The organism is Desulfosporosinus sp. I2, from assembly GCF_000960765.1.
In the GTDB taxonomy this organism is placed as follows: Bacteria; Bacillota; Desulfitobacteriia; order Desulfitobacteriales; family Desulfitobacteriaceae; genus Desulfosporosinus.
Genome location: NZ_JYNH01000014.1, coordinates 26,895 through 51,106, shown reverse-complemented (window position 1 = coordinate 51,106; position 24,212 = coordinate 26,895). Strand labels below are relative to the sequence as shown.

Annotated in this window: 23 protein-coding genes and 1 pseudogene; 4 read left to right on the top strand and 20 right to left on the bottom strand. The window is 43.4% G+C overall.

Annotation, left to right across the window (positions count from 1 at the left end):
• Positions 1-104 precede the first annotated feature (104 nt).
• Positions 105-377 (top strand): DUF6544 family protein, encoded by a 273-nt coding sequence (locus UF75_RS29895; RefSeq protein ID WP_242860134.1) that lies wholly within the window; start codon positions 105-107, stop codon positions 375-377.
• Positions 359-862, top strand: a complete 504-nt coding sequence (locus tag UF75_RS29890; RefSeq protein ID WP_348983030.1) for a DUF6544 family protein — start codon at positions 359-361, stop codon at positions 860-862. Before UF75_RS29895 ends, UF75_RS29890 begins: the two co-directional genes overlap by 19 nt.
• A gap of 55 nt (positions 863-917) precedes the next feature.
• Here UF75_RS29890 and UF75_RS29885 read toward each other — a convergent pair.
• The 8 genes and pseudogenes from UF75_RS29885 to UF75_RS05975 form a co-directional block, all read right to left on the bottom strand.
• Positions 918-1,053: pseudogene (locus UF75_RS29885) on the bottom strand (helix-turn-helix domain-containing protein); the annotation flags it as partial.
• A gap of 141 nt (positions 1,054-1,194) precedes the next feature.
• Entirely contained in the window at positions 1,195-2,454 is a 1,260-nt protein-coding gene (locus tag UF75_RS06005) for a DUF401 family protein (protein ID WP_045573696.1), read from the bottom strand.
• Between the two features lie 164 nt (positions 2,455-2,618).
• Positions 2,619-3,605: a zinc-binding dehydrogenase gene (locus tag UF75_RS06000; protein WP_045573695.1), complete on the bottom strand. Its 987-nt coding sequence runs from the start codon at positions 3,603-3,605 to the stop codon at positions 2,619-2,621.
• 28 nt (positions 3,606-3,633) lie between these two features.
• Complete coding sequence (locus UF75_RS05995) at positions 3,634-4,839, bottom strand: FAD-dependent oxidoreductase (RefSeq protein WP_242860136.1); 1,206 nt, start codon at positions 4,837-4,839, stop codon at positions 3,634-3,636.
• A gap of 25 nt (positions 4,840-4,864) precedes the next feature.
• Positions 4,865-5,506, bottom strand: coding sequence for a hypothetical protein (locus UF75_RS05990; protein WP_045573694.1), 642 nt, complete (start codon positions 5,504-5,506; stop codon positions 4,865-4,867).
• A complete protein-coding gene (locus tag UF75_RS05985) occupies positions 5,503-6,249 on the bottom strand; it encodes a 4Fe-4S binding protein (protein ID WP_045573693.1) in 747 nt (248 codons plus the stop codon). Before UF75_RS05985 ends, UF75_RS05990 begins: the two co-directional genes overlap by 4 nt.
• A 37-nt stretch (positions 6,250-6,286) precedes the next feature.
• Positions 6,287-7,831, bottom strand: coding sequence for a hypothetical protein (locus UF75_RS05980; RefSeq protein WP_045573692.1), 1,545 nt, complete (start codon positions 7,829-7,831; stop codon positions 6,287-6,289).
• A gap of 64 nt (positions 7,832-7,895) precedes the next feature.
• On the bottom strand, positions 7,896-8,402 hold the full coding sequence (locus tag UF75_RS05975) for a 4Fe-4S dicluster domain-containing protein (protein ID WP_242860132.1): 507 nt from the start codon (positions 8,400-8,402) through the stop codon (positions 7,896-7,898).
• 206 nt (positions 8,403-8,608) lie between these two features.
• Between UF75_RS05975 and UF75_RS05970 the strand changes: the two genes are divergently transcribed.
• A complete protein-coding gene (locus UF75_RS05970; RefSeq protein ID WP_045573691.1) occupies positions 8,609-10,213 on the top strand; it encodes a sensor histidine kinase in 1,605 nt (534 codons plus the stop codon).
• Between the two features lie 49 nt (positions 10,214-10,262).
• The gene (locus UF75_RS05965) at positions 10,263-10,982 is read left to right on the top strand and encodes a response regulator (RefSeq protein WP_052693038.1); all 720 of its coding nucleotides are present in this window, start codon (positions 10,263-10,265) and stop codon (positions 10,980-10,982) included.
• A 119-nt stretch (positions 10,983-11,101) separates the two neighbouring features.
• Here the strand turns inward: UF75_RS05965 and UF75_RS05960 are convergent, their stop codons facing one another.
• The 12 genes from UF75_RS05960 to UF75_RS05905 form a co-directional block, all read right to left on the bottom strand.
• Complete coding sequence (locus UF75_RS05960; protein WP_045573690.1) at positions 11,102-12,373, bottom strand: TRAP transporter large permease; 1,272 nt, start codon at positions 12,371-12,373, stop codon at positions 11,102-11,104.
• Positions 12,370-12,852 (bottom strand): TRAP transporter small permease, encoded by a 483-nt coding sequence (locus UF75_RS05955; protein WP_045573689.1) that lies wholly within the window; start codon positions 12,850-12,852, stop codon positions 12,370-12,372. Before UF75_RS05955 ends, UF75_RS05960 begins: the two co-directional genes overlap by 4 nt.
• A gap of 117 nt (positions 12,853-12,969) precedes the next feature.
• Positions 12,970-14,004 carry a TRAP transporter substrate-binding protein gene (locus tag UF75_RS05950; RefSeq protein WP_045573688.1) on the bottom strand — a complete coding sequence of 345 codons (1,035 nt, stop codon included), beginning with the start codon at positions 14,002-14,004 and terminating at the stop codon, positions 12,970-12,972.
• Between the two features lie 566 nt (positions 14,005-14,570).
• On the bottom strand, positions 14,571-15,848 hold the full coding sequence (locus UF75_RS05945; protein WP_045573687.1) for a (Fe-S)-binding protein: 1,278 nt from the start codon (positions 15,846-15,848) through the stop codon (positions 14,571-14,573).
• A gap of 4 nt (positions 15,849-15,852) precedes the next feature.
• Positions 15,853-17,265, bottom strand: coding sequence for an FAD-binding oxidoreductase (locus tag UF75_RS05940; RefSeq protein WP_045573686.1), 1,413 nt, complete (start codon positions 17,263-17,265; stop codon positions 15,853-15,855).
• A 62-nt stretch (positions 17,266-17,327) separates the two neighbouring features.
• Entirely contained in the window at positions 17,328-18,524 is a 1,197-nt protein-coding gene (locus UF75_RS05935; RefSeq protein WP_242860131.1) for an aconitase family protein, read from the bottom strand.
• A gap of 59 nt (positions 18,525-18,583) precedes the next feature.
• Positions 18,584-19,006 (bottom strand): 2-oxoacid:acceptor oxidoreductase family protein, encoded by a 423-nt coding sequence (locus tag UF75_RS05930; protein ID WP_045573685.1) that lies wholly within the window; start codon positions 19,004-19,006, stop codon positions 18,584-18,586.
• 5 nt (positions 19,007-19,011) lie between these two features.
• A complete protein-coding gene (locus UF75_RS05925; protein WP_045573684.1) occupies positions 19,012-19,872 on the bottom strand; it encodes a thiamine pyrophosphate-dependent enzyme in 861 nt (286 codons plus the stop codon).
• Between the two features lie 13 nt (positions 19,873-19,885).
• Positions 19,886-21,031: a transketolase C-terminal domain-containing protein gene (locus UF75_RS05920; protein WP_045573683.1), complete on the bottom strand. Its 1,146-nt coding sequence runs from the start codon at positions 21,029-21,031 to the stop codon at positions 19,886-19,888.
• A gap of 12 nt (positions 21,032-21,043) precedes the next feature.
• Complete coding sequence (locus tag UF75_RS05915) at positions 21,044-21,328, bottom strand: 4Fe-4S binding protein (protein WP_045573682.1); 285 nt, start codon at positions 21,326-21,328, stop codon at positions 21,044-21,046.
• Between the two features lie 243 nt (positions 21,329-21,571).
• Positions 21,572-23,476 (bottom strand): sigma-54-dependent Fis family transcriptional regulator, encoded by a 1,905-nt coding sequence (locus UF75_RS05910; protein ID WP_045573681.1) that lies wholly within the window; start codon positions 23,474-23,476, stop codon positions 21,572-21,574.
• A gap of 57 nt (positions 23,477-23,533) precedes the next feature.
• Positions 23,534-24,061 carry a nitroreductase family protein gene (locus UF75_RS05905; protein WP_045573680.1) on the bottom strand — a complete coding sequence of 176 codons (528 nt, stop codon included), beginning with the start codon at positions 24,059-24,061 and terminating at the stop codon, positions 23,534-23,536.
• Positions 24,062-24,212 lie beyond the last annotated feature (151 nt).

Genomic DNA, 24,212 nt, shown 5'->3' with positions numbered 1-24,212 from the left:
GGAAAAAAAACTATCTTCTCTCAATTCTAATATTCATAGCGATCTTAACTTTATCTTTCTTAATTTACAAATCCCAAACTATTAAGAGGACCTATGAGGCTGAAGTGTTGCAAGCCTTAACTCGTGTTGGTACAATAAAAGCTTCAATCTTAAGTGAACGGGATATTAAGCATATGCCTACACCCGTTCAACGATATCTTAACTATGTGGGCGTAGTGGGTAAGGAAAAAGTACAGAATTTCAGAATCAGCTTTGAAGGTGAAATGAAGATGGATCCAAAAAAGGATTGGATCCCGGTTAAAACCGAACAATATAACTTTGTCGATAATCCTGCTAGAATGTTTTTATCAAGGCTAAGATGGTTGGAATCTCTGTAATAGGTCTAGATTCTTATAAGCAGGGAAAAGGTAATATGTTGATAAAATTAGGAGGCTTATTTACCGTGGCCGATGCTTCCGGTCCCGAAATGGATATTGGGGAAGCGGTCACCTTGTTGAATGATATGTGTTTAATGGCTCCTGCTACCCTGATCGATCAAAGAATCCAATGGGAAAGCATTGATTCATTAACAGCTAAGGCGACCTTCAATGATAATGGCTGTATAGTATCAGCAACCTTATATTTTAATACCCTAGGTGAATTAACCAATTTTATCACAGACGATCGGTACATGACCCTCGGTAACACCTATCAAAGGGCACAATGGTCAACTCCAGTCGGAGATTACAAAGATTTTAATGGATTTAAACTTCCAACCTACGGAGAAGGTATATGGCATTTGCCAGAAGGGGATTATTGTTATGCAAAGTTCAACATTAAGGAAGTCGTATATAATTCCAAAAGCCTATATACCGGCTTCTAAGTAATCGTTTCTACAGGGGCATTAAAAACTGTCTTGTAGATAGTGGTTCTTACATTTAGGAATTAAATCTATAGCCCGTTCCCCATAAAGTTTCAATAAATTCTGGATTAGATGGGTCTTTTTCAATCTTTTCTTATTTTTTGAACATGTACAGGTACAGTGGCACTATCTCCGTAATATTCATTTCCCCATCAACATCGTACATAAGTTTCCTTTTACTCATCTAAACGGCCCCCTTTTTTTGTTTACATAATGATTAGAGGGAGTGTTTAAACTCGCTTTAAAGCAATTAAAACTCTATAAAAAAATATTAATTAATCTAAACTTCCATTTTATATGTAGAGAGTTATCAGAACAACCGTCAAGATAATTCCTTCGAGCAGAAGAACAGGACGCAGGGACTTGAAGATGTCCCCTTTGAAGTACTCTCCTGTTACAATAAGGCAAAGATGTGCCGGCGAAAGCATCGACCCAGCAATACCCATAACATAGGCGGTCGTGGCAGTATTAATACTACCGGGTGCTAGAACAGCGATAATGGGAAACGTGATAGCAACAACGCCTTGGGGTGATCCGGTGAGGATTCCGACCATCAAAGCACAGAGCCCAATCATAATGGCGATGGGAAGATTTGTGCCTTGGAAAAGTACGACTATTTCCTGAACCAAGCCTGACACTGTAAGGACGTGTTGAAAAAGCATGATGCTGAGAATTCCCCACAGAAGTTTCTTATCAAAAGAATGGGTCAACATTTTGATGACTTGTTTCCTTTCTAAGCGCAAGATTGCAACCATACCGAAAACGACCAATCCCATGGAAACCGCTGCACTTAATTGGAAGCTGACGACGAGGACGAGATTGGCGATTATCGGGCCAATTGCCAGGAGAACGCAACGTATAGAGCCCGAGGAAGTTTTAAGCGAAGATGCTTCAAAAAGATTGGTTCCCGGCGAATTAGGAACTTCAAGTTTAGTTAGATTATTCAGCTGCTTTTGTGGACGAAATTTCTTCCCGGTTAGAAGGAATATCCAACCAAGGATCAGTGCCAAGAAGGTATATCCTCCCATATGAGTCACTAAGGAACCTAAGGGAATCGATGTAATTTGACTACCGAGGATTAAGGCTGGAACAATGGGGTTTGCATATTCCCAAATATGGCGAAACCAGTAGTTAATGGTCACCTTGTTTTCCGGAGTGAGCGGGTACTTTTGGCTAACGTGCTCGACCATGGGTGCCGAGAACATCGCTCCACCCAGCGAGGGAAGTAGGCCTAAGAAAGCGGGCATGAGGACAAGTAGGACTCGGTCACTGCGCAGCAATGCTTTCATAGAAGTCATAAAACCTTCTATGGTGCCACTCGTCCGCAAAAGATGTTCAAGGCACATGACAAAAAACATTGCTAAGACAACTTCCCAAGTACTAGTTTCCAGCAAGGTGGCCTGAAGTGCAGTAGCTGCCTTATCCCACGTAGGCGAAGCAATTATAAAAATGATAATCGAGCCTGCTAACATAGCATGCCCGATTTGAACGCGCCTCCGAAGAAGCCAAACGACGAGGAACAAGGTGCTTAGGATTTTTGCCATGACGATCATGGATAATCAACATCCCTTCTATAATACTGATGACCTGGAAGTAAATAGGAGCAAGGGCTTCAGTATTCCTCCCGAAGCCCTCGCTCAGTTCAATTACTTAGTTATTCTCCCCCAAGTTGACTAACCCTGCTTCTTCGTCCTAAAAATCCTTAACTATTTAATTCTTATGGACGTAAGATGACTTTTATCGCCGTATCATCTTTATCCACTAAATCAAAGGCTTCTGTAATCTGTTCGAGTTTAAACTCATGGGTGATCAACGATTTTATATCAATCAGCCCTTGCAGGACTGGCCGAAGGGTTTTGGGAGTCCAGACAAATCGTTCACGCCAGGAATGATGAACGAGGCAGGTATTGATAAATTCTAAACCATCGTCATGCCACCGGCTGATATCCAACGTAACCGGTTGGGTAATCCAACTATACCACACAAACTTTCCATTATGCCTAAGCATTTTGGTGCACATATTAATGGATTCTTGGCTGCCTGCCGCCTCCACCACGACATCTGCACCTTTTCCTTTAGTTAACTCAGCAATTAACTGAGTAGCCTCTTGTTGTGTGGAATTTATGACGATATCCGCACCAAGTTTCTTAGCCAGTGCTAATTTACCTTCTAACACATCGACGACAATGACTTTCTCAGCGCCCTTTTGTTTCGCACATTGAGCGATGATCTGACCTGCAAAGCCGCCACCCATAACCACAACAGTATCCCCTAATTGGACACCTGAGTTCATGCCGGAATACATGGCACAGGAGATAGGCTCACCCAAAGCCGCCAAATCTGGTTCTAAACCTTCCGGTACCGGTTGGAGTTCCCATTCTTTTGCTTTAAAGTACTCAGCCAGATTATTATTCCAACCAAAGGCAATAACTTGGTCCCCGACTTTATATTCCCTGACCCTAGAGCCAACTTCTACGACGATACCGCCGCTCTCGTGTCCTAATTTGAAGGGAAACTCAGGCTTTTGTCTAAACTCAGCTGTCTGGGGGGGCATTTGCCCTCTGTAAAAGGTTTTATCCGACCCACAAATTCCAATCAAATGGTTTTTTACTAAAACCTCATCAGGCCCACATTCTAAATTACGCTCGACAAGAAAAATGTCGTACGCTTTATTGAGTAAAGCAGCTTTAGTCGTTATTCCCATTAAATACACTCCTATTTGCAAATTTGGTTTAAGCCAGCATGTCCTCCACATCGAGCACTCTTAAGAAACCCCAATATCCTTGGTTAAGCAGCTGTCCTAATTTGTGATACATTATGCCAGCTTCCTGAACTTCCCCCGCAAATAAGAGACCTGTTAAGCGCCCATCTTCGAGTAAAAGCTTTTGATAGACCCCTGAAGAGGGCTGGCTCAAAATCACTTCTTCCACGCCTGGGCCTCCATCAATTCTGCCCAAGGAAATAATCGGCAGGCCAAAAAGTTGAATGGAGTTCATCGCATGACTGCCTGGATAAGCTGTCCTCGCTCCGGCCATACAAGCCCCGGCGATTTTACCCTGTTGAACTGCTGTCAGCCATAACGCCCTGAGCATTGATTCGCCGGTAAGAAGGCTTTTAGCTTGAGCGATATCCCCTGCGGCATAGATTGTCGGGACACTTGATTGCATGAATTCGTTGACGACAATCCCCTTTTCAAGTTGCACTCCACTTTCAGTCAAAAACTCTAGATTGGGTCTTACTCCAACAGCTATGATCACGAGCTCAGCTTCTAGGAAATGATCAGCTGTTTGAACTCCCTCAACCTTGTTATCTTTAACCTGTACAGATTTAACCTCGGTCCCTAGGAAAACCTGTACCCCATGGTTCGCTAGGGCTTTTAGCAGCATATCTCCAGCAGCTTGATCTAGTTGTCCTGGCATTAGACGGTTCGCCATTTCCACTACACTTACGTTTATGCCGTAGGCATTTAAAGCACGGGCGGCCTGTAAACCCCCGAGACCCCCACCGATGATCACAGCATTTTTAACTTGGGGCAAGAATGAGTTTATCTCCTCGGAATCTGCTTTATTCCAAAGGGAAAATACCCCTTCAATCTTTAGATCAATCCAGCGGGGAATAAAGGGTCGGGAACCTGTAGCAAGCAAAAGCTTATCATAGGAGATTCTCTCGCCGTCCTCTAAGATAACCACGTTCTCCTGCGCCAGGACTTGCTCCAACCTGTGCCCAAGCCGAGTTTCAACGTCATAGTTCTCGTAGAAATCAGCATTTCTAATATAAATATCTTGTTCTTCAAGCTCATTTGTCATATATTCCGGGGTTGTAATTCGGCTATACGGCAGGTTAGCCTCTTGAGCTATCAAGATAATTTTTCCCGTTGGGTCGATGTTGCGGATCTGTTCGATCGCATTTGTCCCCGCAGGGCCATTACCCACTATCACATAAACCAATGGTGTAACCCCCTGTCTATACTTCGTCAAAGCACCATACTTCAGCTAATTCCTCAAGGAGTCTCTGTGCCCTTTTAGGATTAAAGACTCCACACACACACGGAGTGGCCAAATATTCTCCTGCTTCTTGAGCCGTGCGTCTACCCCGTTTGAGATCGAGCAACATTTGCCGAACTAAATGTTGTGAAACCATACCATGCCCACACATAGTCGTAATTTCAAGGAGCTCATCCTCGGGAAGCCTCGTAAGTTTACCGCGAATTCCGACTGAGTATTCAACCGTGTGAGGATCAATCCCCGCTTCCTGACAAGCCTGTTCTACATGCTCAACGATTCCTGAAACAATCACTGAAACTCCGAGGTCTGCTTCTTTAAGTTCTTTTAGAACGTCTCTAAGCTGCCCACGATCCGAAAACACAGCGTGCACGATCGAGGTATCTGCAACATTATTGATGATTTGATCCTTATTGACGAGAAACTTCCCACCGGTTTTCATATCCCCCATATTAACGTGTTCATATTTATCAAGAATTCGTAAAAAGTCCTGTAAAGCATGTCTAGAATTAACTTCATTAAACCCTTTGGCAGTCATAGAAAAAACTATATAATCTTGTTGTAAATTGTCTTCATTTCCGTGTCGATGAAGGGTATGGCTCATTTTTCAACCGCTCCCTTCACGTTCATGTGGCCTAACCCTAAATTGGTTTTTCCGTTGATGGCAAACCATTTATGGTTTTCATTCATAATTCGTTTCGTTGGAACGGAAAAATCCTCATCGACCCTCGCCACTAAATCAATTGAAAAAACCGTATTGATCTCCTCTGCCACCCTTTCCATCGTTTCAAGGACTGGGAGCACCTTATCTAAGGGGATAATCATTTCAATGATGGCGGAAAGCACCTTTTCATTAAGTACCTCAGGGTTCATCTCCCCAGTTGCTTTATCTTTGAGTAACCCTGTCAAAGGATTATTGGGTTCAAACTCTACACCCAATTTTGCTAAGGCTTTGAATACTTTTTCTGCTTCACTCATACGTGCTCCCGTACCTGGACGGCCCATCTCAGCGGCCATTCCGGCGTACCCTCGTTTAAACCGATTCGTAATGTCATTGGTTTTCATTTCTTCTGTACCACGGCCTGGCACGCGAGTTTCCTTATGTTCAGCTAACGGATTACTAAAGGTTCCTCTGATGGAACGTGGCCAACCGTAAAGTGGTTGATGAAGGGCCTCCACTGGACATACCTTGGCCCGGTAGCATATTCCACAATCTACACACTCATCTTCATCTACATAGCAATGGACTTTGGTCCCTTTTCCACTTCGAGTGAAATTAATCACTCCCATAGTGCAAAACGGCCTACACTGTCCACATCCTACGCACTTTTTTGCGTCAATTTGCAAAACTTATCCCTCCTTTCAACTTGACTCTTATGTCAAGCTACCCTTGAATTTCAAAATAGTTAGCCACAGTATCTACTAATACCTTTGGCCCACAATACTCTATGATTTTACCGATTTCCTCTGTAATCTTAACACTACCTGCAACCGGTAATTGTACCCCAGTAAATACCTTAGCTCCCATTTGAGCTAAAGCTAAGGAGATTTGCAAATCTCTGGCACTCGTTAACTCAGGGAAGACCGCTACCGCTTTTTCTCCTCCAGCAACCTTGAGTAATTCGAGGATCTTAGCTGCATCCCCTTCCCCACCCACACTATAGATCAGTGGAGCAGCCTTGCTCTCTAACTCGTCAGCCAGGAGTTTGTTTCCCAGATCCTCTAAATTTAAGATGCCATACTTGGCAAGAGTTACCGCTGAATTCCCATAGGTTAGACATAGAATTTTCTGAGCGCTTAATCTTCCAACAAGTTCCAAAGTGCCTTGATCTTCTGTAAGCTTAAGGTTTGACCCCCCACCAATGACACAGATACCCTTGACCAAGCTTTGATCAAGTAGCTCCTTAATCTTCTGTGGATCAAGGTTACCTACTGCTTCGGCCTTTTCGAGTTGATTGGAAGCCTTTACTTTGTTTAAGTCACGTTGACTATATGCTGCAATGCCCTGCAAGAAGACCTCTCTTAGGGCTTCTTTGCTGGATACCACTGAGGTAACCACAGTATGATAACCTGCGGCAGGGATCCTTGCTTTCCCGAGCCCATCTCCGATGAGATATAAATCTACGAGGCCGGTCAAAATAGCAAATTCAATCGTGCCCTGATTACTGGAAGTATTAAACGCAAAATTCGAAGAAAAATCTCCTGCTAAAATGATGTTCAGGCCATCACTCGCGCCTCGTTGGAACGCTTCCCCCTCAAGTTCTTGGCTTAACTCGAGGGCATTAGCTAGTAACGTAGGGTTCGCACCGTCTAAGCAAACGTTTACGGCTTTTTCTTTAATGACAGCTAACCCAACCATGCGGGACTGACTTCCACACCGGCCATATAGTACCTCTGCCAGATCAGCATTAAAGCCCATTAAGCTAATTTGTTGAGAACCTAGCCTCTTTAAATAACCCATGCTAGACTCCTCAGACTGGGCCTGAGGATATGATAACTCGGCAAACTTTAAGCTTAAACCCATTACAAAGTCGCTTAAGCCTGCCCCATCAACGGACCATTTAGCTGCTTTTGACTGGAGTTGGTCCAAGTCAACTTTGCCGGCTGTGACTTTATGTCTAAGCTCCACTAGCATTTGAGAGCCTGAGGCAACTAAGTCACTATTTTCTCTAGCTTGCCGAGTTAACCAAAGTAGGACGAGCTCATCATTTCCTAAACCGCAAACTGTGCTATTTTCCTCAGGGCGAAACGGATTTAGTCGGCAAGGCCCCTGTAGACACTCATGACAGCTCAGTCCTAATTGGCTAAACCCATCTTGGGGTAACATGCCCTCGTATTTATTCCAGGAAAGTTGAAGTCCCTCATTTTTCGCCTTCAACAAATAATCTCTAGCGGTTGTGTCCATTGTTTTTCTTCGAACTTGACGCATGAATTAAAATCCCTCCTTTATTCAACTCTAAAAGCTTAAACTATAGTGATAAATCTTTACCCTCTTAGGCAAACCCGGACTGCCTTTTTTGCTTTAACTGAAGCGCATAGTCCTCAAGAGAGATTTCCTGTAAAGCCCCTGTCGGGCAGGCCGCTACACAATGGGGTTGCGACATTTGGAAACATTGGTCACATTTATCCGCAGAGTGTTTCTCTTGGGCTGGGGCAATTACTCCATAGGGGCAAACCATAACACACATCCAACAAGAGATACATTGGTTGCCATCGACAAAAACACAGCCACTCTTCTCGTCTCGTTGCATTGCCCCGGTTGAGCATATTTCTAAACATGGGGCATCTTCACAATGCCTGCACTGAATAGGGGCTGAATTTTCCCCATCCCATTCAACATAAACCCTTGGTCTTGGCAGGATTTGTTCTTGGACAGCATCTGCCAAGGATTTGCTTATCGAACTACGTTCGACCGCACATCTTAATTCACAGGTTTTACAGCCCAAACAACGACTTTGGTCCACGAAAATGCGCTTGCGTACGGGATTATCCATAACCATCTTGCACTCCCCCTTTCGAAACATTATTATTAGCCTTCCGTTCCTTAATCTCCTATATATTTTCATTGTTTTCATAGTTTATTGAAAATTACGTATATTGAATAAATTTAATGGTTTTCAGTTGAAATCATATAGAAATAAATTGTTAAATCTGTTAGTATTCAGAGTAACTATCATTAGCACTCCATTTTTAGCCGGAGGATATTATGGGAAAACCACTTCCTTTGCGTGTTCGAGTCTTTATAACCACGGCAATTAGTAGCTTAATACCTCTTCTCCTGGCAGTAAGTATTTTACATTTTAGTTTTATTGATAGCTTTGAGGAGCAGATCGCTAATCAAGCCATGGACATTGCCACACTTGCTGCTCAACGCCATGATGTCATCGCAGGATATTCTTCAAAAACCCCGGTAAATGACCTCCAGATAATTGCAGAAGAAATCCGAAATTATACTCACGCAGCGTTTGTCGTCTTTCTCGATAAAGAAGGTAAACGACATAGTCATCCCAACGAGGCATTAATTGGTTTACCTTTCACAGGAGGGGACGAAGGCCCAGCTTTGCGCGGTCAATCTTATACCTCTAAAGCAATCGGAATATCCGGTCCCTCGATTAGAGCCTTTGCTCCGATCTTTGACGGTTCTCGGCAAATTGGTGCCGTCGCTGTTGGGTATTTTGAACCAGGAATCTCCTTAACACTCTCGAAAATTTACAAAATCTTTTATATTGTCGTTCCACTTAGTCTTTTATTAATTTTGTTGTTTTCGGTTTTGTTAGCCAATAACATTAAAAACTTAATCTTCGGAATGGAGCCCTTAGAAATTGCGACCTTGCTTAAAGAGCGGGACTGTATGCTTCAATCCGTTAAGGAAGGAATTATTGCGATTGACCAAAATTCCGAGATTACAGTCGTTAACCAAGTAGCCCAAAACCTTTTCCCCCCGGGCACAGAGTTTGTAGGACGTCACATTTCTAAACTAATTCCGGACTCCCAACTGACACTTGTTATGAACACTCAACAGCCCTTAGAAGACGAACAGTTATTAATAAATGGCAATATCGTCCTGACCAATCGTCATCCCCTGGTTATTAATAACAAGGTCATGGGAGCCATTGCTACTTTCCGCCCGTTAACTGAAGTTAGCCGTATCGCAGAAGAACTCACAGGGGTAAGAAATATCGTCGGAGCCTTACGAGCGCGAACTCATGAATTTTTGAACAAACTCCATGTTATTTCCGGCTTAATTCAACTGGAAGCCTACGGAGAAGCAAAAAGTTATATTTCCTCGATCACCTTGAAGGAACAGTCGTTAATCAGTTTTCTTATTGACAATATTCAGTGTAGCGCCATCGTTGGACTATTAACCGGTAAAGCTAGTGAAGCCCAAGAAAAACAAATTATTTTGGAAATTGACCGTGAAAGCCTACTCATCACACTGCCTGAGTATTTTGATGAACATGCGATGATTGTGGTTTTGGGAAATCTAATTGAAAATGCCTTTGCTGCAGTTTCTAACCAGTCTCAACGGTTAGTTCGAGTACTTATAAAACAAAGCTCCCATGATATTTGCATCCGAATAGAAGATAGCGGCACTGGAATTCCTATAGAATATAGCCATCGAGTGTTTGAGGCCGGATTCACCTCCAAAGAAAATGGTCAAGGGTTTGGACTTCCGAACTGTAGGAACCGAGTTGACGTGGCAGGAGGAACGATTACCTTTAACACAAACGAAAAAGGAACGATTTTCCTGGTTGTAATTCCTTACCAACTTCCCGAACACGTTGCACAATTACATGCATTTGGCATTTGACCAAAGTTTTGTTACCTGTTGATACTATTACGAAAGGAGTTGTTTTCACTTGGAACCAATTCGGGTGTTTATTGTTGAAGACGATCCTATGGTGGCTAATATCAATAAACGATTCACGGAAAAAATGGCTCCTTTTATAGTCGTTGGGATGAGCAATAACGAAAATGATTCTTTACAACAAATTAAGGAAACCAAACCAGATTTAGTTTTATTGGATATCTTTTTAACGCACGGCAATGGTCTGAATATTCTAAAACGAATCCGGCAACGAAAAATTCCTACGGATATCATTCTAGTGACAGCCGCTAAGGATAGTTCAACCATTCATGAGGCTTTACGCTACGGTGCTGTCGATTATTTGATTAAACCCTTCGATATGGAGCGTCTCCAACAGGCTCTGCAAAGTTATTTAAGGCTGCGAAACATGATGTTGAAAAACTCGAATTTAAGCCAGCATGAACTTGACAAGCTTAATACTCCGGTTGAACTTACTCGCGACATCCTACCCATCACTAAGCCCACTGCCCTGCCTAAAGGTGTTCATCAATTAACCTTAGATCAGATATTGAACTTCCTTAATAAACAAGCGAAATCCCTCTCATGTCAGTCCATCGCGTCAGAACTGAAGATGTCTAAAATTACCGTTTGGCGTTACTTGGAATACCTATTGGAAACAGGGATGGTTCAAGTCGAATTGGAATATGGAACGCTTGGACGTCCGACTAAACTTTACAGCGTAAATTTAGAACTACCTCTTGTTAACCCATAAACAAGCAACCAATCGTTTGGAATTTAAACAAAGCACACCGGTTGCTTTTATTGCCGTTAAAATCTTTGTTTTTGAACGGTCATTTTTTGATACGCAAATTCGGATTTATAAGTTGTTTCTTACATCACCGATGGTAAATAAGTACTAATGATTGGAACATAGGTTATCAACGCTAAAATTCCTAACATGACTGCAATATATACTTTGAGATAAGGGAACGTCTGAACCAAGGGAACATCGCCGACTGAACAAGCTGTCAGTAAAACAGAGGCAACCGGTGGAGTTTGTTGACCAATCCCGAGGTTAATGGTGATGATGATCCCGAAGTGAATCGGATCAATCCCCAATTTGTGAATTAAAGGCATCAAAATCGGAATCAGCATAATGATCGCTGCGGCAGAATGCATGAACATCCCTACGACCAAAAAGAAGACATTAAGGATTGCTAAAACAGCGATTGGATTATTTGTTATGGTTGTCACCCAGGCCGCTAATCCCTGAGGAATTTGCTCACTTGTTAAAAACCAGCCGATCACCGCAGAAGCGGCAATAATAATCATGACAACGGCAGTCTGATTCGCTGCTCTTAGAAGAAGATCCGGTAAATCTTTTAGCTTTAATTCCTTGTATATAAACATACCAATCAAAAATGCAGCGACCGATGCTACAGCGGCCGCTTCGGTCGGGGTAAATATCCCCCCCCAGATTCCGCCCAAAATAATAAAAGGAATTGTGAGAGCCCAGAAGGCTTCTTTAAAGGTCTTTCCAACAGCAGGTAACGAAAAGGTAGAAGCAGCTTCCCAATTATTTTTGGTGGCAAAGTAGTGATTGACGATCGTTAATATAAAAGCAACGATCAACCCTGGAAAAATACCTGCTATAAACAAATCCGATACGCTGACACCCGCCATAACGCCATACAGAATCATAGGAATGCTAGGGGGTAGAATAATAGCCATTGTCGCTGCTACAGACACTAAGGCTGCCGCAAACCCCTTCGTATACCCCTTTTTCTCCATTTCCGGGATCAAGATACCGCCTAGAGCAGCTGCACCAGCCACAGCTGAGCCTGAAATCTCAGCAAAAATCATCGATGTTACAACGGTTACTTGGGCTAAGCCTCCGCGAGCAAAACCAACCAGACTACCCGCGAAACTCACGAGTCTTTGGGATAGATTGACCGCACCCATTAATTCTCCAACAATCATAAATAACGGAATGGCGAGTAGGGGGAAGTTATTAGAACCATCAAACAAAATAATTGGCAACATATCCAAAGGAGCACCCGTCAGGAAAAATAGCGCTACCCCAACAATTGCTAAAGCAAAACCGATCGGCAGTCCTAAAAGAACCAACCCCATAATCCCTCCGATTAGTATAGCTGCAATCATTTGCTATCACCTCTTTTATATAAATTTATCGTATCTGAGAAAAAGCCAAGTATCATAATCAGACTACCTACCGGTAGGACTAAATAAGCGACTCCTTTAGTGATTGGCAGAGATACCGTCTCGGCAGTCATCGCACCCATTGACAAGTTAAAGCCATAAATCACGATAATTGCAAAGAAAACGAGCATAGCCAGATTGAAGATCGTTTGAATAACTAAACCGATCGCTTTCGGAAGCATATCAAACAATGATTCAAAACGTATATGAGATTTTTGATAAACAGCATAAGCAGAACCGAGAAAGGTAATCCAAACTAAAGTAAACCCTGAAAATTCCCCCGTCCATGTTGCAGCATTTTGTAATACAAAACGAGTGAATACTCCCCAAAACACAGCTAACGTTATCGCAGTCATCAGTATGACAAGGGTCCATTTTAATCCAGCTTTAATAATTCGGTCAATTCGACTTAGGAACTGCATTTGATTCTGCCTCCTTTTTAAGTTTTATGAATTTAAGAACTCATGCCCCCTATTCAAAAGCTATCAAGAGAGAATAAAGGGACATGAGTTGTTTCTAAACTTACGATCGATTCTTGATTACTCCTTAGCAGCTTTCACCACTTTATCTACAAAAGCAGGATCAATCGATTGTTTGAGCAGATCAATGACAGGTCCTGTTTTGGCCTGGAAGGATGCTACGTCAGCCGTGTTAACGATCATTCCTTGTGACTTAAATTTTGCTAGAAGCTCACTCTCTACTTTTGATCCGTATTCACGTGTATAATCACCCGCATCAACAGCAGCTTTTCTTAAGAGTTCTTGTTGCTCGGGTTTTAGTTTGTCAAACCACACCTTACTAGCAACTAGATAGGCAGGTGTATAAGTATGATTTGTCAGCGACAGATATTTTTGAACTTCAGCAAAACGTCCGGCTTCAATTTGCACGAATGGATTTTCCTGTCCATCGAAGACCCCCTGTTGTAAAGCAGTAAATACTTCACTGAAATCTGAGGTTGCAGGATTAGCACCAAATTCTTTAAACATTGCCACCCGAAGTTTGCTTTCTGGTACCCGAAGTTTGATTCCTTTTAAATCTTCTGGAGTGTTAATGGGACGTTTATTATTGGTGATGTGGCGGAAACCATTTTCCCAGAAGCCTAAGCCAACCATGCCATATTTCTCAAATAAGGGCTGAAAGTCTTTCGTCCACATTTCTCCGTGAGCAAATTTACTCACTGCAGCAGCGTCTTTAAATAAGAACGGGATATCGAAAACTCCAAACTTAGGATCTATCTGGGCCATGGCGGTTGAAGGAAGAGACATTTGGATTGCTCCAGTCTTATGGGCATCAATGGCGGCTAGGTCTTTCGCCAATTGACCATCAGGAAACACTTGAACCGCTATATCTCCCTTAGAACGTTCCTCAACGAGTTCTTTAAACTTCATTGCCCCTTCATACATGGCTCCACCTTTACTGGATGTCGAGGAAAGCTTTACTGTAACACTCGGTTTTTTAGCAGAATCACTTCCTGCCGTATCTGCAGGCTTAACCGCAGCCGTCGTGCCGCACCCGATGAGTGCAAAAGCAATTACCGACGTGAGTACTAGATTAATTAAGCGATTTTTCTTCATCAATATAATTCCCCTCTCATTCTTTATTGACATTTTTCAACAGGCGCTTAACCACCTTCACCTCCCATGAAAGTTGTTACATCTTAAAAACTAACTATTTAATTTTGAGAGAATGTTCTCATTTCTTCCCTCAAAAAAAATAATATAAGCAAATATTGCAATTTTTGTGCCAATTTAATGACCAGCTTTGCTTTAACCCCTTCGCTATAATCCATTATTCCCTGATCACAGTCCACTGCTTATATGTCCCTGTCCAATTTATTTAAACATTTTAAACAGAATACTATTACGGAAGGGTTTAGCGTATCGCATTATTATGAATCGTCTTACAGTTGAAACAATGTCCTGTTTCTCAGGTAAATACCGTTTCATGATTGAAACAGTATTTACGATACATCCTGGCCCTTTGTCCTCTCGCGATACAGACACTTCAATGAAGTTAAGTTCCTTGTTCTGTCGCGTTAGGGGTAGAAGTACGATTCGTCTTACAGCCCCTGAACTCCTATTTTTTTTCATTGTTTTCATTCTTTTAAAAATATTTTAATAAATTTATTAAATTGTAAAAATTAACTATTTTTTTGATATGTTTTAGCCAATAACTGCACCGGATGTACTACCTGTCCAGCCATACCGTGTTTTTTCAAACCGTAACTTAATTGCATGGTACACGTCGGGCAGCTGGTGGCTACCACCGTAGCTTTGGCAGTTGCGATGTTACTAATCTTCCGTTCAAGTACTTTCATTGATAGATCATGATGCATTATACTGAAGCTACCCGCCGAACCACAACAGCGATCCGCTTCCTTCATTTCTTTGAACTCTACCCCAGGAATGGCCTTTAAAAGTTCCCTTGGTTGTTTAAAGACATTTTGCCCCCGTTTCAAATGGCACGGGTCATGATAGGTTACCGTCACATTGACTGGATTAGGACCTGGCTGAACACCCGTTTTTTCCACCAAAAACTTACTGAGATCATAGACCTTGTTACTTAATTCTTTTGCTTGGTTGTAGTCGTCTGTACCAGGCTCAAAAAGCTTTAAATAGCTTTCCGCTAAAGTAGCCGAACATGACGAACAATCAGTCACAACTGCGTCCACTTGTGCTGATAACAAAATCTTTATGTTGTTTTTGGCCAGTTGTACCGCTGTATCTGTATCCCCATAGGCTAAATGCGGCATACCACAACACTTTACTGCTGGAGTAACCACTTCACAACCGTGTCTGGCTAGTACGTCCACTCCACTTACCGCAACATCCGGATAAATCAAATTCGTCGCACACCCTAAAAAGTAAGCCACACGAAAACGTTTTTCCCCATAGGGCTTAACAACTTCCGGAATCCGTCCGCGAGCTGGTTGTTTTGAGACATCCGGTAATATTTTTGCGCCGACACTCATTTGTTCAGGCAAATGCTCAATTAGTTTCGATCTTGTCAAAACGTCGTTTAACCCCGTCTTTTGATAAAGCTTTACGAGCGAAAAAGAGGCTTGAAGTAGAGCTGGACGAGTCAAGAACCCTCTAAGCACCAACTTCTTAATAATGTTTCTATCTAAAACATCATCAAGGTAATCTCTTACTCCTACCATTATCTCATCCGTAATCACCCCCGACGGGCAATTGACAGCACAAGTTTTGCAAAGTAGGCACCCATAAAGCTTTTCAGACAGTTCCACGGAGGCTGGGATCTTGCCTTCTTGAAGGAGTTTTACCAAGGCCAGTCTCCCACGTGGTGAATCCGGCTCTCTTTTTGACTCGGAAAAGATAGGGCAATTCGCACGACACTCACCACAGCGAACGCATTTCTTAAGTTCCTCAGCAAAATCGATTCGATATGTTGTTTTCATACGCTTACCTCTCAGCCCATATCTTACCAGGATTCATAATTCCTTTAGGATCTATGGCATCCTTGATAATTCTCATGATCTCCAAGGCCTTACCATGTTCTGCCACCATAAATTGAGACCTGGTGAAACCTACCCCATGTTCTCCCGTGGTTGAGCCTTCTAATTCCAAAGCTAGTTGATGGATATCATCTGCTACGCGGTGAGCAGCTTGCACCTCTTCTGGTTTTAAGGGATCAATAATGGGCGCTGTATGCATATTTCCGTCGCCAATATGACCATAAATAACAACAAGGGTGTTATGCTTTGCCCCGATCTCCTTAATTCTTCGGAGCGCCTCAGGGACTTTAGCCATTGGAAAACAAACATCTTCACCACAAAAGATTCTTGTGGCCCCCTCTTTAACACGCGCTGAAGCAGCACCGATGACTGCACGTCCTTGCCAAAGCTTCGCCATACGCTGGGCGTCCGTGGCCCATTCCACCGAGCTTGCCCGTTTTTCCGCAATCTCTTTGACTTGCTGTCCCTCAAAGTCAACGGCTGCCTTGCTGCCATTAATTTCGAAAAATAAGGCAGCCTCTGCCTCTGGAAGTTTTAAATCCGGTTGAAATTTATTAGCCGCTTTAATCCCAGAGTCATCCAATATCTCAATACCCGATGGAATAATCCCATTCTTAAACACTTCCAACACGGTTGCCGCTGCATCATCCAAGCTGGAAAACAGGGTCAGCAAAATTCCCCTTACCGGAGGTTTTGGTAGAACTTTCAGTCTAACCTGAGTAATAACCCCTAGAGTGCCCTCTGACCCAACGTAAAGGCTCGTGAGGTTTATCCCAGAAACGCTTTTTAGTGCTCTGGAGTGTAAACCTCCAGTCTTCATGACTTCCCCATCTGGCAAGACAACTTCTAGACCCAGTACGTACTGACCCGTATTGCCAAACTTGACTGCTCTCAACCCACTGGCATTGTTCCCAACCATACCGCCGATCGTCGCCATTTTTGAGCTACCTGGGTCAGGGGGGAAAAACAGCCCATAGGGTGAAAGGGCAACATTAAGGTCTGCGTGCACAATCCCCGGTCTGACTACGACTTGCATGTTACTCTCATCGATTTCCACGATATCCGTCCAGCCCGAAAGATCGAGGACAATACCACCCTTAACAGGTACACTCCCCCCTGTCTGACCGGACCCTGCGCCTCTGGGCGTAACCGGTATATTATGTTGATAAGCATAGCGCATGATGCTTTGGACTTCCTCAGTATTCATGGGACAGACTACGACATCCGGATAAAATTCATTTAATTGGGATAAGAAAGAACTGTCATAAGTATAGGTATACCGTTCAAGTTTACTGGAGATCACTTTTTCTGGACCTAGCAACGCCTGCATATCGTTGACGAGTTGATTTTTCTCTGACATATTTTCACCCCTTCTCCTTAGTACTTGATTTGTATAATCGGTTAGCTACCGAAAACTATAATTTAGATTACCCCTTTTACAGCGGCCTGGGCTACAGTTCGAGGAGATGCTAAGTAGATGCTAGCCTTAGTCGAACCAATTCGGCCAGGAGTATTCTTAATCGTGGTTGTAATAGCAACATCTCCCTCAGTCAAGACTCCAAAATGTTTGCCAGGGCATGGGCCACAACCTGGTGACATGATAATTGCGCCACGATCTCTTATTAAGATACTTAATCCCTTGTTATCCATCTCTTTGGCGACTTCTCGTGAAGCAGGGGTAATAATAAAGGTAACATTGGGGTGTACTGATTGCTCCCTTAGAACTTCAGCGATAACTTCCATATCTTCTAACCTTCCGGACGAGCACCCTCCAGCGATGGCTACTGTCACGGTTGTGCCTTCAAGCTCGTGTACAAATCTAACCTCAGTGGGAGATGGCGGGACGGCGATCATCGCTTCTATTTCTTGCGCAAAAAGGGTAAAACTTGGACGAACCTCTTCCTCTAAAGGAACTACAAAAGCTGTCACTGCTCCGGTTTCAGGAAGAAAGTTGCAAATAGTCATACGCCCCGCATCGCTCAATCCATTTATTAATGACCCCGATAAGGCTATTGCCTTGCCATTAATCTGATCACCCAATTTCCAACTAAGGTAAAGCGCCACATCCCTCGGTAAAACTCCCGGACTTAATTCTCCATCCAATTGAACGGACAGCACATTGGGTACTTTTAGTCTTAATTTCCCGGTTGTCATTACAGGGATCAACTCTTCAGGTGTTAGTGCAAAAGCGATGGCTCCAAAAGCACCTGCCGTTGCGACATGACCGTCTGCCCCGGCAATCATCATACCTGGACAAAGAGCAAGTCTTTCCGCCACAACCTGATGTAACACCCCTTCGCCTTGATTATAAAGTGTACAACCTTGAGCCTTGGAAAACGCTGCAAATTCTCTTTGAAAAGCACGGTCTTGAGGGGTCGGAGCTGGAAAAGCATGATCCACCGTAAAAACAACTTTCCGCCCGTCAAGCACTCTTTCTTCTGGATTCCATAGTTTAAGCAACTTAGGACCGGTACCATCGTGAGCCAGCACTAAATTAATATCTACCTCAATATCCTGTCCTTGCGAGATTTCCAGCACTCCCGCACTGTGAGCTAGACTTTTATAGAAATAATCCATCAAAAAACCTAACACCTGCTTTCCGGAATTAGTTCGAATCAAATATCCCTACTTCACCGATCGCATAGTTAAAACATGCTAATAAATGTACAAAACGGATTTTAAAACAACTCTTGTTTATGAAGTAAGTTAATAAAATCAACTTCTAAATTAGTACCCTCTCCGAATAGGGGCTCTAAAGGAACGAATCCGAAACCATTAGCTTTATCCCCTAGAACTTCATCACCTACCCCTAAGGCCATGACCTTTCCAGAACTCTTCAACCCTTTAGTAACATCCGTAACACCAAATAGACTATTGTCTAAGACGACAACCATATCAGGTTTCGTATTGTTAGATGATCTCACTCGGATCGGTTGATTTGAAATCCTTAAAATTGAATACATGGGCGCACCTGGGCGATAGGCAGCAAATGAGTCAAACACTTGGACATTTTTCCCCTGACTCAAGGCATGTTTGGCAAGAGCTCGAACCAATTTACCGACAGGTTGACCAAAGCGACCATGAAAGCGAATCTCTGTCATTATTTTCACTCCCCTCTTCCATAGTGCCTGTTCACTCCAGCCTGTATGCCTTGAATCGCTTCCTGAGTCAAATTCTTAAACCGGCCTTGGGGCAGCAGATAATCTTGTACTGGAATAAAGATGGGCTCAACAGTGCGAGTACGCTTACCTTCATCCACTTCGTAAAGTTCAAATAGGCCACTTTCTACGGCTAAACGTGCAAATTCAATGGTTTTCTCCGCTGGAATTTGCCAACCGCGATGACAGGGTGCCAAGATATGAATATAGGAAAAGCCAGGTTTTTCGGCTGCTTTTTTAAATTTCGCGATAAGATCCAACGGATAGGCAATTGAGGCACTTGCCACATAGTCTATTTCATGGGCTTCCATAATCGCTAGCATATTTTTTTTCTTAATCATTTTTCCTTTGGACATGTTACTCGTCTTGGCAAACATGGGGGTCTGACTACCCGTTTGCCCTCCCGTATTCATGTACATCTCATTGTCATAACAGACGTGCATCATGTGTTCGTTACGTTCCGCTGCTCCCGTCAGAGCTTGGAACCCGATATCCGCTGTACCCGCATCCCCTGCCCAAGAAACCACGTTAACATCTTCGATACCCTGCGCATCTAAGGCTGCCCTGATACCGGAAGATACTGCTGGGGCTATTTCAAACAGCGTATGGTAAAAGGGAATCTGCCAAGTTGTCTTAAGATTTGAACCGCCCATTGTCGCCATGCAAGATGCTGGAATTGTAATAATCGTTCTGGAACCTAAAGCCTTCATTGCTTGCCTTCCAGCAACGGCTGCGCCACAGCCCCCACAACCCGCATGTCCTTGACCAAATAATTCCTCTTTCGGCAAATCTGCGATGGATAGAGCCATGTTTAATCCCTCCTTATAACCCGAACCACTCGGAAGCGGTTGCCTGTTTTTCAGTTTTCTCTGAAAGTTCAAGAACTTTCTTGATTTCCACGGTCGTTACATCTCGGCCACCTAGCCCAAGAATATAACTATTAATGCGTACGTCTTGCCCGTATAAGGCTGATCTCACCTCGGTACCTAACGCCCCACCGAGACCGTAGACAATATTTTTATCCCCTATGGTAATCAGTTGAACCTTCTTCAGGGCTTGTCGGAGCGCTTCGGCTGGGAAGGGACGCCATGCCCGTACTTTTACTAACCCGACTTTTTGACCTTGACTCCGCAGTTCATCGACGACGATCCGAGCATCACTAATCATCGACCCCATTGCAACAAAGGCGTGCTCTGCATCCTCCATTTGATACGTATCGATCAACCCGGACCAATCTCGGCCAAATTCCTGAGCATACTCCCTGGAAACACTGCCGATGACGGTTAGTGCTTGCTCCATGGCCTCATTTTGGCGGAACTTATAATCCATATAAAATTCAGGACTGGCAACCGTATTGACTGCCTGTGGGTTCTCAACATCAAGAGTCCTGACTCGAGTTAAAGGCAAAAATTGATCTATTTTCTCCTGATTGGGGATTTCCACTTCTTCTAAGGTATGAGATTGAATATACCCTTCATAATTCACCATCACTGGTAGACGAACTGTTTCGGCAATTTTAAAGGCTTGGAGCATATTATCCAGTACTTCTTGATTATTCTCACAAAAAAGATGAATCCAACCGCTTGCTCCTTGGGAAATTGCATCCCCTTGTTCTGGGAAACGACTATGAGGTGCAGAAAGTGCTCGATTGGCAACTGCCATTACCACAGGTTGACGAAGTCCTGCAGTATGATAAACAACCTCCGTCATATAGAGCAATCCTTGAGAATTCGTCACTGTAAACGTTCGACTACCTGCCAGACTGGCACCCAGTGCCGCTGCTAAAGCACTATGATCCGATTCAACTCGTACAAAACGGGTATTCAAATCCCCATCATCAATAAACTTACTAATCCTCTCCATTGCCGGAAAAGCCGGTGTAATCGGGTAATACGCCAGTACCTCAATACGGGCGAGCTTTGCCCCATAGGCTGCTGCCTCACTACCTGTTAACAATGTTGTACTCATTCATTTCCCCCCTTAACGGAAAACGCCCTGAACCCCAGAATACTCAGGGATCATTTGGATGGCATTCTCTTTACATTCATTGGCACAAATTCCGCACCCTTTACACAAACTTAAGTTTAAAACTAATTTACCCTCTTGCTGGACTATGGCCCCATCCGGGCAAAATAATGTGCAATCTAAGCACATATTGCAGTTTTCTAAAATTTCCGGATATTGAATACGCCAAGTTATTCCTGTTGGTGTGTCGACTAGGCTTCCTGCCTTCGCCGTAGGGACCACTGGAAGATTTTTAACCACTGCCTTTCCCTCCTTTACTTTTGTATTTGAAGAATATTGCAATTTTTGTGCCAATAAAGAAACAAAAAAGAGCCGAAGCTCTTTGAACGAATCATATTCCATCTTTTAGTGGGTGTAATTACTTTTCTTGTACTATTTTTATTTAATTTTAAGTTACTATGCCTTTCAGAATCGTCTGAACCAAAATTATCGTTCATATATTGAAACATTAATTCCTGACATATGAAACGTTTTGTTTCGATATTATGACATATCCTCTGCTTCTTGCATTTTGCGCCATAGAGTAGTCCGACTTATTCCTAAACGACGAGCGGTTTCAGTTTTATTTCCCCCACATTCCTTAAGGGCCTTCTGAATTGAACGAATTTCCGCTAACTCAACTTCGCCGCGTAACCTCTCTTCCCGTTCGGGTATGATGACAGTTTGCTTCTGGTCCAGGCCAAGCGCCCGGGCTGTATCATCCTCAGAAATTTCTCTCCCGCCAGTCAACATGACCAACCGCTCCATGGCATTGCGCAATTCACGTATGTTTCCTGGCCATGGATACTCTAAGAGGACCTGTTCCGCTTCTCCAGAAAGCCTACCCATACTTCGTTTCATCTTTCGACTAAACTCGTCCAAGAAGTGACGGGCAATTAGTAAAATATCATTGCCACGTTCAGCAAGCTTTGGTACCACTAAAGACAAAACATTGAGGCGATAAAACAAGTCTTCTCGGAAACTTGCCTTTTCAACCATCTCTTTAAGATCTCGGTGTGTAGCAGCAACTAAGCGAACGTTCACAGGCAAAATGCTATTATCCCCCAAACGCATGATCTCGCCTTCTTCTAGGACCCGAAGTAAGCGAGCTTGTAGTGAGGGTGCCATTTCCCCAACCTCGTCGAGGAATAGAGTTCCTCCATGAGCGATCTCGAATACCCCTGCCTTGCCACCTTTGCGGGCCCCTGTGAAGGCTCCCTCGACATAACCAAAAAGTTCACTTTCCAAAAGGTTCTCAGGTAAAGCTGCGCAGTTTATGGCCACGAACGATTCACACCGTCGCGGGCTGGCATTGTGAATTGCTTGAGCAAATAGTTCTTTTCCAGTTCCAGTTCTACCATGCAAGAGGACTGTAGAATCTACTTGGGCATACTCACGAGCCCATTTTACGGCATCTTTAATCACTTGACTATGCCCTAAGATATGACTAAAACTATGTTTTGCGACATGGCCCCTGTCGGCTAAGGTTCGTCGTACCTTATGTTCTAGACTCTGTAACCTGTCTACGGACTGAAAGGTAGTAACGACTCCCTCAACTTTTTCGTCCACCTTGATAGGGATATGGTTAGCCACAACCTTAGCCCGACTTATCTCCATAATCTCTCCGACTTCGGCTTTGCCCGTTTCTAAAACATTCTGACTGTGGGACTTGGGCAGCACGTCTATAACCAGCCGTCCAATGGCTTTTTCCGCATTCCATCCTGTAAGTTTCTCTGCGACTGGATTAAAAACGCTAATTCTCCCCTCCTCATCTAGGGCAATGATACCGTCATAAGTAAAGTCTAAAATTGCTTTTAGTTGTTCAACACGGCGTTTTTCTAGTTTACGTACTGCCAAGACACGCTTAGCCTCCGCTAGGGCACGCTGAACTGCCTCACGGCCAGACCTAATTACCACCGCCTGCATGCCCAGTTTTTTAGCCGCATTTGCCATAGCGATTTTACCGATCACAACTTGCACATTAGCCGCCTTCAGAGCAGCTACCCCTTTAAGAATATCCTCTTTTTGATCTGCTAAGGTATACTTTACGAAACTCTCTCCGATAATCTCTTCGAAACTAGCTATTTCTTGAATCATATCATTAACATCGACAATGCCAATTGGGCTGCCGAGATTTTTAGCCTGCAAATAAGCTTCTAAGATATCTAATCCACCAATAAGTACATCGATGACAGGGAGAGTAACCCCAGACTCTCTAATCATCCATGCTGTGACTCCCCGGCTAACAAGGACGTGATACCCCTGCCCCTCGGCCTCTAAGGCAAGTTTCACCCCTTCCTCCATGCGGGCGACCTTAATATCGATTTCAGTCGCCTTTTCCTGACGACTAACTTCATTAACTAAACTAGCTAACTCTTGTAATGGTGCGATAAATAAGATCTCGGCCATTCCTACGCCCCCCGGTTTCGTGTTTTCCTCATTGATCGATCAACCTGGCAAATTGTCTTAGTATTTCGCTCCATACTTGTTCATGTGAACCTTATCAAACCCTAAAACTCCATCCAAATGGGGTGGCTTGAACTCATCAGGGTATCCAATCGAAATAATAGATACTACTTTTAGGTTCTCAGGAATACCCAGGATCCTCTGCACATATTGTTCTGCTGTTTCAGTTTCCGTGGCCTGCCGTTCCCGGATTTGGATCCAGCAGGACCCCAATCCTAACGACTCTGCCGTCAGATGAAGAATGGTAGCTGCAATAGAAGCATCCTCAACCCAAACATCACTTTTCGTAGGATCTGCCAAGATAACAATACCCAAAGCAGCATCCTTTAAAAACCCTGCTCCTTTTTTACTAGACGCTAAGAGCGATAAAACTTCGATATCATCGACTACAACGAATTGCCACGGTTGAAAGCCTCGAGAAGATGGGCTTAATAGCGCCGCTTTGATAAGCAGTTGTACAGTACCAGAATCTAACTTCGTAGTTTTGTATTTTCGAATGCTTCTGCGTTTATAAAGAAGATTTAACATTGTTTCTTCCTCCAATCAAATTCAATTTCAAGAATAAGCCTGAACTTTTTAAACATAGTTTAGGCCTTCCTGGTTGTGTCTTAATATTATGTAAGCTTAGATTATACTCTTTCGATTATTTTTCAAGTCCCTAAATTTTATGTTGATAAAA